General features: G+C 61.3%; 13 protein-coding genes and 1 pseudogene. 8 read left to right on the forward strand and 6 right to left on the reverse strand.

Annotated features, from left to right (window positions below):
• Positions 1-312 precede the first annotated feature (312 nt).
• Positions 313-1,599, reverse strand: a complete 1,287-nt coding sequence (locus O7A61_RS09175) for an NAD(P)/FAD-dependent oxidoreductase (RefSeq protein WP_337129436.1) — start codon at positions 1,597-1,599, stop codon at positions 313-315.
• 91 nt (positions 1,600-1,690) lie between these two features.
• On the reverse strand, positions 1,691-3,127 hold the full coding sequence (locus O7A61_RS09180) for a glutamine synthetase family protein (protein ID WP_027144802.1): 1,437 nt from the start codon (positions 3,125-3,127) through the stop codon (positions 1,691-1,693).
• A 147-nt stretch (positions 3,128-3,274) separates the two neighbouring features.
• On the opposite strand from O7A61_RS09180, the gene O7A61_RS09185 reads away from it, so the two are divergent.
• A complete protein-coding gene (locus O7A61_RS09185) occupies positions 3,275-3,991 on the forward strand; it encodes an HAD family hydrolase (protein ID WP_140504700.1) in 717 nt (238 codons plus the stop codon).
• Positions 3,992-4,063: 72 nt separating this feature from the next.
• Here the strand turns inward: O7A61_RS09185 and O7A61_RS09190 are convergent, their stop codons facing one another.
• The 3 genes from O7A61_RS09190 to aceA form a co-directional block, all read right to left on the reverse strand.
• Positions 4,064-4,477, reverse strand: a complete 414-nt coding sequence (locus O7A61_RS09190; RefSeq protein WP_246672679.1) for a response regulator — start codon at positions 4,475-4,477, stop codon at positions 4,064-4,066.
• Positions 4,478-4,747: 270 nt separating this feature from the next.
• Positions 4,748-4,990, reverse strand: a complete 243-nt coding sequence (locus O7A61_RS09195; protein ID WP_006202762.1) for an SMc00767 family acetate metabolism repressor — start codon at positions 4,988-4,990, stop codon at positions 4,748-4,750.
• A gap of 64 nt (positions 4,991-5,054) precedes the next feature.
• Positions 5,055-6,344 carry an isocitrate lyase gene (aceA, locus tag O7A61_RS09200; protein ID WP_337129437.1) on the reverse strand — a complete coding sequence of 430 codons (1,290 nt, stop codon included), beginning with the start codon at positions 6,342-6,344 and terminating at the stop codon, positions 5,055-5,057.
• Positions 6,345-6,569: 225 nt separating this feature from the next.
• Between aceA and O7A61_RS09205 the strand changes: the two genes are divergently transcribed.
• The 7 genes and pseudogenes from O7A61_RS09205 (at position 6,570) to O7A61_RS09235 (ending at position 14,614) form a co-directional block, all read left to right on the forward strand.
• Positions 6,570-8,018: a helix-turn-helix domain-containing protein gene (locus tag O7A61_RS09205; protein ID WP_337129438.1), complete on the forward strand. Its 1,449-nt coding sequence runs from the start codon at positions 6,570-6,572 to the stop codon at positions 8,016-8,018.
• A gap of 151 nt (positions 8,019-8,169) precedes the next feature.
• Complete coding sequence (locus O7A61_RS09210; protein WP_337129439.1) at positions 8,170-9,069, forward strand: DUF2167 domain-containing protein; 900 nt, start codon at positions 8,170-8,172, stop codon at positions 9,067-9,069.
• 142 nt (positions 9,070-9,211) lie between these two features.
• Positions 9,212-10,182, forward strand: a pseudogene (locus tag O7A61_RS09215) (DMT family transporter).
• A gap of 329 nt (positions 10,183-10,511) precedes the next feature.
• A complete protein-coding gene (locus O7A61_RS09220; RefSeq protein ID WP_337129440.1) occupies positions 10,512-11,609 on the forward strand; it encodes a polyamine ABC transporter substrate-binding protein in 1,098 nt (365 codons plus the stop codon).
• A gap of 75 nt (positions 11,610-11,684) precedes the next feature.
• Positions 11,685-12,821 carry an ABC transporter ATP-binding protein gene (locus O7A61_RS09225; protein ID WP_337129441.1) on the forward strand — a complete coding sequence of 379 codons (1,137 nt, stop codon included), beginning with the start codon at positions 11,685-11,687 and terminating at the stop codon, positions 12,819-12,821.
• Between the two features lie 9 nt (positions 12,822-12,830).
• Positions 12,831-13,799, forward strand: a complete 969-nt coding sequence (locus O7A61_RS09230; RefSeq protein ID WP_337129443.1) for an ABC transporter permease subunit — start codon at positions 12,831-12,833, stop codon at positions 13,797-13,799.
• On the forward strand, positions 13,796-14,614 hold the full coding sequence (locus O7A61_RS09235; protein WP_027144811.1) for an ABC transporter permease: 819 nt from the start codon (positions 13,796-13,798) through the stop codon (positions 14,612-14,614). Before O7A61_RS09230 ends, O7A61_RS09235 begins: the two co-directional genes overlap by 4 nt.
• A 24-nt stretch (positions 14,615-14,638) precedes the next feature.
• Here O7A61_RS09235 and O7A61_RS09240 read toward each other — a convergent pair.
• Positions 14,639-16,118: AsmA family protein (locus O7A61_RS09240; RefSeq protein ID WP_337129444.1), on the reverse strand; the 1,480-nt coding region annotated here is incomplete at its 5' end.

Consider the following 16,118-nt stretch of genomic DNA (forward strand, 5'->3'; position numbering starts at 1 on the left):
TCCCAAAACGCGGACAGGCCCGCAACAATCCCCGAACAATCGCCCAGACGCGGACCTTTCGCCCGCGATTGTGGCATCAGTACGCCATTATCAAGGATTCTGCACCTTCGCCGGCAATTCCGCAATGTGTCGCCCGGGCAACAAATGTTACATGGATATTACAATATTACATGAGATCGTGATCGTATGGGATAACGGCCATCCAATCTCTGCCTAAAGCACGTCGCGTGGAGAGGGACTTATACAACGCGCTTTTAGATCTTGTTTTGATGCGCGTCGTTCTTCCCAGGCAGATCACTTTTGCACGACGCGTTAGATCCTGTCCCGCAGCGCAAACCAGTTGAGCGCGAGGAAAAGCAGCGGCGCCCGGAACCGGCGGCCGCCAGGAAATGGCGGAATTTTCAGTTCCTCGATCAGCTTCAGCCGGTCGCGGTTGCCGGTGACGGTTTCGGCATAGAGTTTGCCGAAGAAGTTGGACAGCATGACGCCGTGACCCGAATAGCCGCCGGCCGAGATCACATTCGGCATCACTTCACGCACGAACGGCTTTCTTGGCACCGTGATCCCGACATAACCGCCCCAGCCGTGGGTGATCTCGACATCGCTCAGCGCCGGATAGAGTTCCGCGATCTGGCGGCGAATATGGATGTGGATATCCTTCGGATCGTTGACGCCATAGACCTCGCGTCCGCCGAACAACAGCCGGCCATCCCTGGATTTGCGGAAATAGCGCACGACGAAACGGGAATCATCGACCGATTCGCCCCCCGGCAACACTTTCGAATCCGACCCCAGCGGCATGGTCGCGCCGATGAAGGATCCGATCGGCATGATGTGCGCGGCACTCACCGGCTCGAGCGTTTCGCCATAGGCATTGACCGCGATCAGGCATTTCTGCGCCGAGATCGTCCCTCTCGGCGTGGAAACCCTGACCTTGCCCCCCGCGGATATGATGCCGGTCGATGGCGTTCCTTCGAACAGGTGCGCGCCGGCTTGTGCCGCCACCCGCGCGGTGCCGATCACCAGCTTCATCGGATGGATATGGCCGGTGCCGGTGTCGCGCGTGCCGCCGAAATAGGCGCTCGAGCCCAGCCGCTCCGCCGTCTCCTTCGCATCCATGAAGGAGATATGCGGGTAGGAGAAACGGCCGGCCATGATCTCGGCATGGGCCTTGTAGTCGTCGACATAGCGCGGCTTGTGCGCAACAGAAAGCTGGCCCGGCATGTAGTCGATATCGATCTGGTTGATGGCCGCGAAATCAAGCAGGTGGGCTTTGGCCTCCTCGGCAAGATCGAACAGCGCCTTGGCGCGGGAAAGGCCATATTCGGCCTCCAGATCCTCGGCCCAGGCACGCTGGCCGGTGCCAAGTTGGCCGCCATTGCGTCCCGAAGCGCCATCGCCGAAGCGATGCGCCTCGATCAGCACCACGTCCGCTCCAGCCTTGGCCAGATAAACCGCTGCAGACAGGCCGGTAAATCCGCCGCCGATGACAACCACATCGCAGGTCCGGTCGCCGTCGAGCGCCGGATGTTCAGGCCGTTGCCCGGCCGTGTCCTCATACCAGGATCGACCAGGGGAGATTGGGGATTGATAAGGCATGATGTGGCGAAGACTCGAGGAGTTTGGGAAGGAATGGAAGAGGAGTAGCGAATAGAAAAAAACCGATATCGTTTCTATTCGCTATTCGCCCCTAAACGTTGAGCAGCAGATATTCCCGCTCCCACGGACTGATCACTTCCATGAACGTCTCGAATTCCGCGCGCTTGATCGCCGCATAGGTGGCGGCGAAAGACTTGCCCAGCAACGCGCAGAGTTCCTCGTCGCCTTCGAACAAGTCCACGGCTTCGAGCAGACTGCGCGGCAGGTCTATCTCGTCCGCGTTGGCGGTTGTAAGCACGGGCGGCTCGGCCTTGATCTTCCTGGTGATGCCGATCAGCCCGCAGGCGAGCGAGGCTGCAAGTGCCAGGTAGGGATTGGCGTCGGAGGACGGAATGCGGTTCTCGACGCGCCGCGCCGCGGGGTCGGAACGCGGCACCCGGAACGCCGTGGTGCGGTTGTCGTAGCCCCATTTGTTGTTGACGGGAGCCGATGCCGCCTGCGTCAGCCGCCGGTAGGAGTTGACGTAGGGCGCGAACATCACCAACGCGTTCGGCACGTGCTTTTGCATGCCGCCGATGAAATGGAAGAAATCCTCGGTTTCGGAACCATCCTCGGCCGAAAAGATGTTCCTGCCCGTCTTCTTGTCGACGATCGACTGGTGGATATGCATGGCGGAGCCCGGTTGGCCCTGGATCGGCTTGGCCATGAAGGTCGCGTAGATCTCGTGCTTGAGTGCCGCCTCACGGATGGTGCGCTTGAACATGAACACCTGGTCGGCAAGTTCGATCGGGTCGCCATGGCGCAGATTGATCTCGAGCTGGCCGGCGCCTTCTTCGTGGATGAGCGTGTCGATCTCCAGCCCCTGGCTTTCGGAGAAATGATAGATGTCGTCGATCAGTTCGTCGAACTCGTTGACGCCGGCGATCGAATAGCCGGCGCCGCCGCCGATCGCGCGCCCCGAGCGGCCGACGGGCGGGGTCAACGGATAGTCCGGGTCCGGGTTCTTGCGCACGAGGTAGAACTCGATCTCAGGCGCCACGACCGGCTTCAGCCCAAGCCTGTCATAGGCTGCAAGGACGCGCTTCAGCACATTGCGCGGCGTGAACTCGACCGAGCGGCCGTCCTGGTGGACGAGATCGCAGATCACGGCCGCCGTCGGGTCTTCTTCCCAAGGTACCACCGTCAGCGTCGACAGGTCCGGCATCAGCTTGAGGTCGCCGTCGTCTTCAGGGTAGTGGAAGCCGTTACCGTCCTCTGGATAGCCGCCGGAAATCGTCGTCATGAAGACGGCCGAAGGCAGCGCCAGCGAAGTGTTGGAGGTGAATTTCTTCGACGGCATCATCTTGCCGCGCGCCACGCCGGCCTGATCGGGTGTGATGCATTCGATATCCTCGATGCCGCGCCATTCCAGCCAATCGCTGACTTCCTTCCAGTTCTTCACACCACGCAGGTTTTTCACAAAGGCAGGCGTGCGCGCCCGTCCTCCGCGGCTCGACGGACGGACTTCCTTTTTTGCAGGCGGCATCATTCACCAGATTGGGTTGCGGATTTCGGAGTATAGCCGTGCCGCGCGATGGAAGGGAAGGGAGCCACCGCCGGCATTTTCCGTTGCAGGTTGAAAACCGCCCGCCGCTCGGCTTAGGTTTGGTGTCTTCCCGCATTCGAGAAGCCGGTGATGCGAACCAGCAGCGAACTGACCACGATCGGCTTCGATGCCGACGACACGCTTTGGCAAAACGAACAATTCTTCCGCATGACGGAGAAGCGCTTTGCCGCCATGCTGGCCGATCATGGCGAGGAGAAGCAGATCTCGGCGCGACTGCTGGAGGCCGAGAGGCGCAACCTTGCGATCTATGGTTTCGGCATCAAGGGATTTACGCTCTCGATGATCGAAACGGCGATCGAGGTCACCGACGGGCGCGTGCCGGCCTCGGTCATATCGGAGATTCTCGACGCCGGTCGCGAGATGCTGGGCCATCCGATCGAGCCCTTGCCCTATGCGCGCGAGACGGTCGAGAAACTCGCCGGCACCTTCCGCCTCGTGCTGATCACCAAGGGCGATTTGTTCGATCAGGAGCGCAAGCTGGCCGGCTCCGGGCTGGGCGATCTGTTCGATGCCGTCGAGATCGTCAGCGACAAGACGGCCGCGACCTATGCGCGCCTCTTCAACCGCCATGGCGACGGCCCGGCGAGGAGCATGATGGTCGGCAATTCGCTGAAGTCGGACGTGGTGCCCGCCATCGAGGCCGGCGGCTGGGGTGTCCATGTCCCGCACGAACTGACCTGGGTGCTCGAACATGTCGAGGCGCCAGTCGCAGAGCCGCGTTTCCGCCAGATATCGGATCTCGGTCAATTGCCGGAACTGATAGAAAGCATCGCGAAGCCAAGCTGATCGCGATTGCGATTATTTGCTTTTTGAATAAATCCGGGCGGAAAACCGCGGCACGACTTTCCCGGAATTGCCTCAGCGGTTGATCAGGCGATCGATCACCGGTTGCAGCCGTTCGGGCGTGATCGGTTTTGCCACCACCACGTCGACGACTTTCGCCAGGCCAAGGCTCTCCGGCGTGCCATTCTTGGTTGAAAGCAGGATCACGGGAGGAAGCGATTTGCCCGAAGTCCGGCGCAACATTTCGATGCCGGGCATCAGATTGTCGCAGTCCTTGTTGTCGGGGCCACCATCGAGGACGATCGCTCCCGGCACCAGCGTCCGCAAGGTTTTCGCTGCGATATCAGGCGGTTCCGAGATTGGTCTGAGCCCGGACCGTTCGACGATCTTCGATACGACGACCCGGTTGATCGGCGATTTTCCGACAACAAGCACCCGCGAGAGATCGCGGATCGTGTTGGTGCTTGAATCCCGGGTCCCCAGATTCACATGTTTTGCGGTCTCGCCCTCGCGGTTCACTGGGCACCCAAGTCGGCCAAGAAGTTCGCCCCTATTTCAATGCAGAGTTGAAATCTGGGCGACAATTGGCGTGAGATCGCACCCTTGTCAAGTTGAAATAAAAGAACCTGGAGGCGTCCTCCACAACAGTGGATTCAAAGCAACAGTACTGTACTGCTCTGTCCATGGCTTGGTTGCGTAAAAATAAAATTCACCTGCGCATTCATTGCGCAGGTGAAAGGCCGCTTGGACGATTTCGAATCAGCCATGGCTCTGTTGCGTGACGATGACCGGGATCAAAAGGTCACCCCAATTGCCGTCACCGCCATGATGCCTTGCGGAGCGCACGAGCTCCACCGAGACGCCCGCCTCCACCGCCTTCATCACCGACTGGTTGAGCCTGTGCAGATCGTTGGCCAGCATGCGGATCGTCGCCTGCTGGTCGACGCTCATCGTGGTCGATTGCTCTTCTGCCCGTTCCTTGACGCGGCTTATCGATGCCATTGGTCGTCTCCTATGTCTTTGCCCTCTCGGGCGTTTCCTCTGTTGGTCGTCTTTTTTGGCGAACTCACTCCGCCGCCGGCTTGAACTGCGCGTGCTCGGTCGACTCATGCATGGCGGTGGTCGATGACCGGCCCCCGGTGATCGCCATCGAGACGGCATCGAAATAGCCGGTGCCGACCTCACGCTGGTGCTTGGTCGCGGTATAGCCATTGGCCTCCGCCGCGAATTCCGCTTCCTGCAACTCGGAATAGGCCGACATCTGCCGCGCCTTGTAGCCGCGGGCGAGTTCGAACATGCCGTAGTTGAGCTGGTGGAAGCCCGCCAGCGTAATGAACTGGAACTTGTAACCCATGGCGCCCAGTTCCCGCTGGAACTTGGCGATCGTCGCGTCATCGAGGTTCTTCTTCCAGTTGAACGACGGCGAGCAATTATAGGCGAGCAGCTTGCCTGGACGGTGCCTGCGCACCCCCTCCGCGAATTTCTTGGCCTGTGCCAGGTCGGGCTTCGAGGTCTCGCACCAGATCAGGTCGGCGTGGGGCGCATAGGCAACGGCCCGTGCGATACAAGGCTCGATGCCGTTCCTGACCTGGTAGAAGCCTTCCACCGTACGGCCCGCATCATAGTCGACAAAGGGCTGGTCGCGCTCATCGATATCGGAGGTGAGCAGCTTTGCCGCTTCCGCGTCGGTGCGCGCCACGACCAGGGTGGGCGTGGCCATCACGTCGGCCGCGAGTCGCGCGGCGTTGAGGTTGCGGATATGCGCCGCGGTCGGGATCAGCACCTTGCCGCCGAGATGGCCGCACTTCTTCTCCGACGCCAGCTGGTCCTCATAGTGGACGCCGGCGGCACCCGCCTCGATGAATGCCTTCATGATCTCGAAGGCGTTGAGCGGGCCGCCGAAGCCGGCTTCCGCGTCGGCGACGATCGGCGCGAACCAGGTCTCGACCGAAAGCCCGTTGCCTTCGGAGGTCTCGATCTGGTCGGCGCGCTGCAGCGTGCGGTTGATGCGCTTAACCAGTTCGGGCGCCGCATTGGCCGGATAGAGCGACTGGTCCGGATACATCGCCGAGGCGGTGTTCGCATCGGCGGCAACCTGCCAGCCCGACAGATAGATCGCCTTCAGCCCGGCGCGCACCTGCTGCATCGCCTGGTTGCCGGACATGGCGCCCAATGCGTTGACGAAGTCCTCTTCGTGGATGAGCTTCCACAGCCGGTTGGCGCCCATTTCGGCAAGGCTCTGCCTGATCTGCACCGAACCGCGCAGCCGCTTCACATCCTCCGGCGAATAGGGACGTTCAATGCCGTCGAAGCGGCCTTCAGGCGCCGAGGGGACGAGGTTGTAAAAATCGGTCATTGGTCACTCCGAAGGTTTCTGCACGACGTCCGCGCGCCAGTTGTCGGCGGCACTTCTATGTGACTGAATTTACAGTGCGGTGCAAAATGAGCCAGAAAAATCAGGAAATCTGACCGAACATAAGGGAAAACCTGTGTTGCGTTTGACAGGGAGGCGCTGTAAATTTGTCAATACTGTAAAGGCAAGCGCGGCTGATGTCGTGTAAATTCCTGTCAAGGATAGTCGATGGCTGATCAGAAGATTTTCGCCGGGCCGCGCATTCGCCGCATCCGCAACGCCAAGGGCCTGACCCAGACGGCAATGGCCGAGGGGCTAGGCATCTCGCCCTCCTATCTCAACCTGATCGAGCGCAACCAGCGGCCGCTGACTGTGCAGCTGATCCTGAAGCTGGCCTCCGTCTACAAGGTCGATCCGCACGAGCTTCAGGGCGAGGCAAGGGGATCGGTCGCTGCCCTGAAGGAGGTGTTCACCGATCCGCTGCTGGTTGGCGAACTGCCGGGAGATCAGGAACTGATCGAGCTTGCCGAGGCGGCGCCCAATGCCTCCGCCGGGGTGACAAAACTGTTTCGCGCCTATCGCGAGCAGGCCGAGCGGCTGTCCGACATCAACGAGCTTCTGGCACGCGAGGGTCGGACGACAGCGCTCTCCGGCGCCCGCCTGCCCATCGACGAGGTGCGCGAGATTTTCGAGCGGCGGCCGAACCATTTTTCCTCGCTCGAGGAAGAGGCCGAGGCGTTCACGTCGGTGCTTGACCCCGGCGACGACTTGTTTGGCGCATTGAAGGCATGGCTGAAGCGCGAATACGGCATCGTGGTCAAGGTTCTGCCGGTCGCCACCATGCCGAACTGGCGCCGCCGCTACGACCGTCACTCGCAGCGCCTGTTCCTGTCCGAGCGCCTGTCACCATTCGACCAGTTGCGTGAAGTCGCGATGGAGGCCTGCCTGATCCGCATGACGGTCGCGATCGCCGGCGAGATCCAGGCGCTGAGGCTGGCCACGGACGAGGCGCGCCGCCTTGCCCGCTTCGAACTTGGCCGCTATGCCGCCCACGCGCTGATGATGCCATATCAGCCTTATCACGCGGCGGCCGTTCGCTCACGCTACGACATCGACGTCCTGCGCTCGCGCTTTGGCGTCTCCTTCGAGCAGGCGGCAAACCGGCTGACCATGCTGCAGCGGCCAGGTGCTTCTGGCGTGCCTTTCTTCATGCTCGAGGTCGACAATGCCGGAAACCGCTTTCGCAAGGCCGGCAGCCAGGGCTTTCCGCAAAGCCGCTTTGGCGGCGGCTGTCCCAAGCTTCCCGTGCATGTCGCCTTCACCCAGCCCGGTCAGGTCTTCGTCGAGGCGGTGGAAATGCCTGATGGCGCCGAGTTCCTGTGCATCGCCCGCACGCTGGAGGGGCCGCAAGGCGCATTCTCCGAACGCCCGCGCCGCACGGCACTGCTACTCGGCTGCGACATCGGCTTTCGCGACGACATCGTCTATGGCGCGGTGCTGCCTGGCGCGGCGGTCGGCGCGAAGGTGGGGGCAGGCACCATCGCGGCGACGCCTGTCGGCCCGGCCTGCCGGCTTTGCGAGCGCGTCGGCTGCCTGGCGCGCGCCGAGCCGCCGGTGACGCGACCCCTCGGCCTCGACGAGATGGTGACCGGCCTGAGCGCGTTCGATTTTCAGTAACGTCGCAGCCGGTGGAGAGCATGGTGGGTCAGGTTCTTCTTTGGTTGTGCAAACAACAAGCCGTCACGCGCCCGACATTGCGAGCAACAATATTGATTGAACATTGGTAGTAAGATATCAAACCTCTAGCTGCGGATCGGTGGGGGTATTGATGGGCAGGACGGTTCTTTGGGGTGGGCTGGGCCTTGCCCTGGCGATCTCGCCCGCATTTGCGGAGAAATCCTCGGGATTCTTCAAGTCCTATGAAGGATACAATGATGCCGGCAAGGCGTTCTTGAATAAGATTGATCCGAAGATCGGCGCAGTGGACCTTGCCGAAGGTGTGCATCTCAACCTCGGAGATAAGTTCTACTTTTTGAGCAAGAAAGATACGGTCTCGGTTCTGACCGAGGCTTGGGGCAATCCACCCACTTCGGCTTCCGATGCTGTCGGCATGATCTTTCCAGCCAGATACGATCCCCTCGCGGACGGCAATTGGGGGATAGAACTGCGATGGGAAAAGATAGGCTATGTCGATGATGGCGATGCCGCATCAATCGACTATGGCGATCTGCTGCGCAGCATGCAGGCGGACACCTTGTCGGGCAATGACCAAAGGGTGAAGGACGGCTTTTCGCCCATTACGCTGATTGGTTGGGCCTCAACGCCAGTCTATGATGCGGCAAACAAGCGTTTGCACTGGGCCAAGGAATTGCAATTCGGAAGCGATAGCGTTCACACGCTCAATTACGACGTCCGTTTTCTCGGCAGGGAAGGCGTTTTTGTAATGAGCTATATCGCCACGGTTGAGCAGTTGCCGGAGATAAGGCAGAGCCTGGATGAAGTCCTTGGCCTTGCAGTCTTCAATGACGGAAAAAAGTACACGGATTTCACACCGGGCGCCGATACGGTTGCGGCAGTCGGCATTGGCGGCCTGATAGCCGGAAAATTGGCGGCAAAAGCAGGTCTTATCGCTGTGGCGCTCATTGCGCTGAAAAAATTTGGCCTGATCCTGCTGGTCCCTTTGGCGGGTCTCTGGCGCCTCATTCGCGGCAAGAAAAACACTTCGTAAGGTTTGTCAAAGCCTTGCAGTGCGCCAAACGGAGCGCCGCACTGGATCATCCCCGGTCGGCGCCTTTGCGTTACGTGAACAGAGTAGTTTTTTGTCGTCCCTTGCGCATCGTCCCGTCCACAAAAGCTCGACAGTCGCGCCCATGACAGACACAGCATCATCTCCGACACTTGTTGCATCGACCGGCCTTGCTACCTCGACAGTCTCGCCGCGCGACGAACGCGTCGGCATGCTTCTGGTCTTCCTGTCGGCGCTGATGTGGAGTTTCGGCGGCACCATCGCTCGCTTCATCAGCGCCGGCGACAGCTGGACGGTTATTTTCTGGCGTTCCGTTTGGGCCGCCGCCTTCCTGCTCTGCTTCATGGTCTGGCGTGACGGCTGGCGCGGCATGGTGACGTCATTCCGGGACATGGGCTTGCCAGGCATTGCCGTGGGATTCTGCTTCGCCATTGCCTCGACCTCGTTCGTCGTGGCGCTTGCCTATACTACCGTCGCCAACATCCTCTTGATGCAGGCCGGCGTGCCGCTCCTGGCGGCCTTTTTGCCTGGGCACTGTTTCGCGAAAGAGTAACCGTCGCGACCTGGATGGCCATTGCCGCCGTTATCGCCGGCGTAGCCATCATGGTGTCGCAATCACTGGATGGCGCCGTCTCGCCGATAGGCGATGGACTTGCGTTGCTGATCGCGTTCATGTTCTCGATCGCCACCGTCATCACCCGGCGCTTCTCCAGCGTGCGCATGACGCCGGCGACCTGTCTCGGCACGATCCTGGCGGCGGGCTTGGCTGCCTCGCAAGCCTCGACCTTCATGGTGTCGGCCGGTGACATGGGCTTTCTCTTCGTCTTCGGCGTGGTCAATCTCGGCCTTGGCCTTGCTTTCTTCGCCACCGGCGCGCGCCTGATCCCGGCGGCGATCGCGGCACTGCTCGGCACGTTCGAGCCGATCCTGGGGCCGATATGGGTCTGGCTCATCCATTCCGAGGTGCCGTCCGGGCGCACCATGATCGGCGGCGCGGTGGTGGTCACGGCGCTGGTTGTCCATATTGGGCTGGAATTCAAGCGCCAGGCGCGGCCGCAGCGGGCTGGGGTCACCGGAGTGCCTTCGCCTAATTGATGCCGGCGCCGAAGCTTTGCCCATTGACAATGTCGCTGCCGCCCGGGCAGGCTGGGACTACGGCAACAACAAGACAGGCTTATCTTGCCAAGTCTCCCCGGCGGCTCGATCGAGACCGGACCACATTCTTGTATCTCTCTCCGCGCGGCGGCGAAAGCTTCTGACGGCACCGCAATTCCTTCCCGCCCCGAACGACCGGGTTGCCGCAGGCGGCGTGCCGGATGGCGCTTGTCGGCCCCTGGAAAGCTCAATAGTCTGAAGCAAAATGCCCGGCAGCGCGAGCATGTCGCGACGCGCCGGCAATGGAACACTCACCAAAGGAGAATAGCATGATCCGCAAAGCGCTCTGGCTTTCGGCAACCTCGGTATTTCTGGCGCTTTTGACGCCCGCCGGTCACGCCGCCGACCGCGTCGTCAACGTCTTCAACTGGTCGGATTATATCGACAGTTCGATCATCGACGATTTCACCAAGAAGACCGGCATCAAGGTCGTCTACGACACCTTCGATTCCAACGAAATCCTCGAAACCAAACTGCTCGCCGGCGGCAGCGGCTACGACGTCGTCGTGCCGAGCGGCAATTTCCTGGCTCGCCAGATTCAGGCCGGTGTGTTCCAGAAGCTCGACAAGTCGAAGCTGCCGAACCTCTCCAACATGTGGGATACGGTTACGGAACGCACGGCCAAATACGACCCCGGCAACGAATACTCGGTCAATTACATGTGGGGCACGGTCGGCATCGGTTACAATACCAAAAAAGTGCAGGCAGCGCTCGGCACCGACAAGATCGACAGCTGGGATACTTTCTTCAATCCGGACAGCCTGGCCAAATTGAAGGATTGCGGGGTCTATGTGCTGGATTCTCCCTCCGACATCCTGCCGGCGGCGCTGAAATATCTCGGTCTGGATCCCAACAGCACCTCGCCTGACGACATTGCCAAGGCCGAGGAAGCTCTTCTCAAGATACGTCCCTATATCAGGAAATTCCACTCGTCCGAATACATCAACGCACTTGCCAATGGCGACATCTGCCTGGCGGTCGGCTGGTCGGGTGACGTGTTCCAGGCTCGCAACCGCGCGGTCGAAGCCAAGCAAGGCGTGGAAATCGGCTATTCCGTGCCGAAGGAAGGCGCCCAGATGTGGTTCGATCAGATGGCGATCCCCGCCGATGCGCCGCATGTCGCCGAGGCGCTTGAATTCATCAACTACATGATGACGCCGGAAGTGATCGCGAAATCGTCGAACTATGTCCTTTATGCCAATGGCAACAAGGCTTCGCAGCAGTTCGTCGACAAGGCGCTGCTCGACGATCCCTCGGTCTATCCGGACGCCGCGACCTTGCAGAAGCTCTATACCGTCCAGCCTTACGATCCCAAGACGCAGCGCATCATCACGCGCAGCTGGACCAAGATCGTCACCGGCCAGTAGGCAATCCGACGCGACCCCGGCAGCCAACTGCCGGGGTCGATTTCTTTTGGGGAATAAAAAGTACGGAGTGGGGATATGAAATCGCTTGGCAGCATCCGCAGGGACTTCGCGCCATGGAACGACCCGAAGGCCAAGCCATATATTCAGTTCGACGGCGTCACCAAGAGGTTCGGCGACTTCACCGCCGTCAATAATCTGTCGCTGACCATTTTCGAGCGTGAATTCTTCGCGCTGCTCGGCGCCTCGGGTTGCGGAAAGTCGACGCTGCTCAGGATGCTTGCCGGCTTCGAGGAACCGACAGCCGGTCGCATCCTGCTCGATGGTCAGGATCTGCGCGGCATTCCGCCCTATCGCCGGCCGGTCAACATGATGTTCCAGTCCTATGCCCTGTTCCCGCATATGACGGTCGAGAACAACATCGCCTTCGGCCTCAAGCAGGAAGGCATGCCGAAGCCCGATATCGAAAAGCGCGTCGCCGACATGCTGAAGCTGGTCAAGCTCGAGCAGTTCGCCAAGCGCAAGCCGCACCAGCTCTCCGGCGGCCAGCGCCAGCGCGTCGCGCTTGCCCGCTCGGTCGCCAAGCGACCGAAGGTGCTGCTGCTCGACGAGCCGCTCGGCGCGCTCGACAAGAAACTGCGCGAGGAAACCCAGTTCGAACTGATGGATCTGCAGCAGGAGCTTGGTCTCACCTTCGTCGTCGTCACCCATGACCAGGAAGAGGCGATGACGATGGCCGATCGCATCGCCATCATGGACAAGGGCGAGGTGATGCAGGTTGCGACACCGGCGGAGGTTTACGAGGCTCCGACGTCGCGCTTCGTCGCTCATTTCGTCGGCAACGTGAATATGTTCGAGGGCAAGGTTGCCGAGCACACCGACAAGACAACACGCATCACCGGCGCGACCGGAGCCCAGATCGTCGTCGAGAATGGCGCCGCCGCAACAGGCGCCGACATCATCTTCGCCATCAGGCCGGAAAAGATCAGGGTTTCATCGAAGAAGCCGGCCGACGCCGTCAACGCGCTGGAGGGCGAGGTTTACGACATCGCCTATCTCGGCGACATGACCGTCTATCACGTCAGGCTGGACGACGGGCAGATCGTGCGGGCAAGCGCCCTGAACGCGGCTCGTGTGACCGAGGATCCGCTGACCTGGAACGACCGTGCCTGGGTGTCCTTCCGGCCCGACGCCGGCGTCGTGCTGGCACGGTAGGGGGCGGGCATGTCCAATACCGCCGTCGCCGATGCCGCCGCGCCATCGACTGCCGCCAATCCGTTCCTGACGCGTTTGGGTGTCGGCTTCGTCAGCCGGCTCGTCATCATCGTTCCCTATCTCTGGCTGCTGTTCTTTTTCCTCGTCCCCTTCGTCATCGTCTTCAAGATCTCGCTGTCGCAGACGGCTATCGCCATGCCGCCCTATACGCCGGTGCTCGATTTCAGGGACGGCGTTTCCGGTTTCTTCGCCGGCTTTCGCGACCTCAACTTCGACAATTATGTCTGGCTGACGCAGGACGCACTCTATTTCAAAGCCTACCTCACCAGCGTCGTCATCGCTGCCATCTCCACGGGGCTGACCTTGCTGGTTGGCTATCCCATCGCCTATGGCATGGCGCGCGCTCCGGCCACGATCCGCCCGACATTGCTGATGCTGGTCATCCTGCCGTTCTGGACGTCGTTCCTGATCCGCGTCTATGCCTGGATCGGTATCCTGAAGCCAGAGGGCCTGCTCAACCAGTTGCTCTTGTCGCTGCACGTCATCAATCAGCCGCTGGTGATCCTCAACACCTACACGGCCATCTTCATCGGCATCGTCTATTCCTACCTGCCGTTCATGGTGCTACCGCTTTATTCGTCGCTGGAAAAGATGGACTACTCCCTGATCGAGGCGGCCAAGGATCTCGGCTGTCCGCCGACCGCTGCCTTCTGGAAGATCACCTTTCCGCTGTCGCTGCCCGGCGTCATTGCCGGCTGCCTGCTGGTGTTCATCCCGGCCGTCGGCGAATTCGTCATCCCCGACCTGCTCGGCGGCTCGCAGACGCTGATGATCGGCAAGACGCTGTGGAACGAGTTCTTCGCCAATCGTGACTGGCCGGTGTCGTCGGCCGTTGCCGTCATCCTGCTGTTGCTGCTGATCGTACCGATCGTCTTGTTCCAGCATGCCCAGGCCCGCGCGCAGGAGCAGGACAAATGAACGCCACCTGGAGCCGCTTCAACATCACCTCGATCACGCTCGGTTTTGCCTTTCTCTATCTGCCGATCGTGCTGCTCGTCGTCTTCTCCTTCAACGAGTCCAAGCTCGTCACCGTCTGGGGCGGCTTTTCCACCAAATGGTACGTATCGCTGTTCCACAATCAGGGCCTGATGGACGCCGCGTGGGTGACCATCCGCGTCGGTCTGATTTCAGCGACGGTGGCCACGGTTCTCGGCACCATGGGGGCCCTGGCGCTGACCCGCTACACACGCTTCCGGGGCAGGGTCCTGTTCTCTGGCATGATCTTCGCACCATTGGTCATGCCTGACGTCATTACCGGCCTGTCGCTGCTCCTGCTGTTTGTCGCCATCGGCATGGATCGCGGCATGACGACCGTGATCCTCGCGCATATCACCTTCACAATGTGCTTTGTCGCGGTGGTCGTGCAGTCGCGGCTTGTCAGCTTCGATCGCTCGCTGGAAGAAGCCGCCATGGATCTTGGCGCGCCGCCGGTGAAGACCTTCTTCCAGATCACGCTGCCAGTCATTCTGCCGGCGATCGTGTCCGGCTGGATGCTGGCCTTCACGCTGTCACTGGACGACCTGGTCATCGCCAGCTTTGCTTCGGGCCCTGGCGCCACCACGCTGCCGATGAAGATCTACAGCCAGGTCCGCCTCGGCGTGACGCCGGAGATCAATGCCGCCTGCACCCTCCTGATCGCGATCGTCACGGTTGGCGTGATCATCGCTTCGGTCGCCAACAAGCGGCGCGAGGTGCAGCGGCAGCTTGATGAGCGGGCCGCGCAACGCGGTTAGGAGCGGCGCTTCGGGCGCAAGGCGTTATTCGCCCGAAACGCCACGGCTGATGGGTGAAATGAACGGCGTGCTCCACGTTCCGCCGACGAAAAACGACGACTGGTTAGGCCCCTGCTGGCCGTTCTTTTGCGTTGCTGGCTGATCCGGCTGGATGACGCCGCCCGACAGCGCCAGCCCGCGTCCTGCGTAGGATGCGATGCCGGAAAGCCAGATCTTGTATTTCGCCGAATTGGCCTCGGCCTTGTCGAGTCTGGCCACGCCTCTTGAAATGGTTGCCTTCACTTCGGCGCCATCGATGGGCAGCGTCCCGTCCGAGACATCGTCGAGCGCGAAGAAGCCGCCCTGTTCGGTATGCTTGAGAAAGGCCGGCAGGTTGAACTTGCTGAGCGCGCCAGGGCCGAAGGTCGCCGAGACCGAGCCGTCGGCGTTTTCAAAGATCGAATCCCAGGTCCTTCCCGGTCCCTTGAGGATGACCGAAACGGTGCCCGTGCCGACCGGCACCAGCCGGGTCATCCCGGCCGCGGTACCGAACGCGCCACCATCGACGTCGGAGGCCAGCAGCCGGATCTCGACCTGGGTGCCCTCGGGTTTACGGTCGAAACGAAGGCTGGTCTGGATGTTGCCGCCAAAAGCCGAGGCGTCGGAGATGTCGAAGACGGAAAGACCGTCCTTGACCTGGGCGGTGGCCGCGACATCGGCAAGCTGGATACTCCCCGCCGTGGCACGGGCCGCCGACAGCCTGAGATCGAGATTGACCCGATCGGCGAAACTCGTGTCGATCTGACCCGGCTCGCTGCTGCTCGCTGGTCCCATCGAGGTGAAGGCAGACAGAAACGACTTGAGGTCGAGCGTGTCGAAGGCAAGTGTGCCCGAGATCACCGGCTGCGCCTCGCCAAGCGACAGGTCCAGCGCGCCCATGCCCGGGTTGTTGTCAAGCGCCAGCGCCGTGTTTTCAAATTTGACGCGGCCGGCCGACGCCGTGACCTTGCTCGAAATGCTGACCGAGCCGATCGCCGCGCTCGGCGCGATGCCGGCCTGCGACCATTCCAGCACGCGGCGCAGCGAGGGCGCCGCGAATTTCACCTGGCCATCGAAATAGGCTTTTTCGGACATGTTGGCCGTGCCGTCGAAGGAGAAGGTGGCGGGCGCTGCCTTGAAGGACAAAGTGAGGGGTGCCATGCCCCCGGCAAACAGCACCAGGGGTCTCGGCGAGGCGGCATCCACGGTCACGCTTTCGCCGCGCCAGATCCCGGTCGCGGACAATGTCGCATTGCTGTTCATCGCCGCCCAAGTAGCCTGGCCGCTAAGACTGCTCAGGATCTCCACATCCTTGCCTTTGACGGACGCCACCATGCGGCCATCCCTGAACTCCACGGTTCCGAAAGTGTCGTCCGGCAGCTTGTCCAGGTCGGGCTTGGCGGGGTCCGCGTTGACCAGGCCACGGGCCGCGTCGATGGAGCGCGCGATGCGCCCGCCGGTCGGCGCCGTGGGCAGGAATAGCCCG

This window comes from Mesorhizobium sp. Cs1321R2N1, assembly GCF_037179725.1.
Taxonomy (GTDB): domain Bacteria; phylum Pseudomonadota; class Alphaproteobacteria; order Rhizobiales; family Rhizobiaceae; genus Mesorhizobium; species Mesorhizobium salmacidum.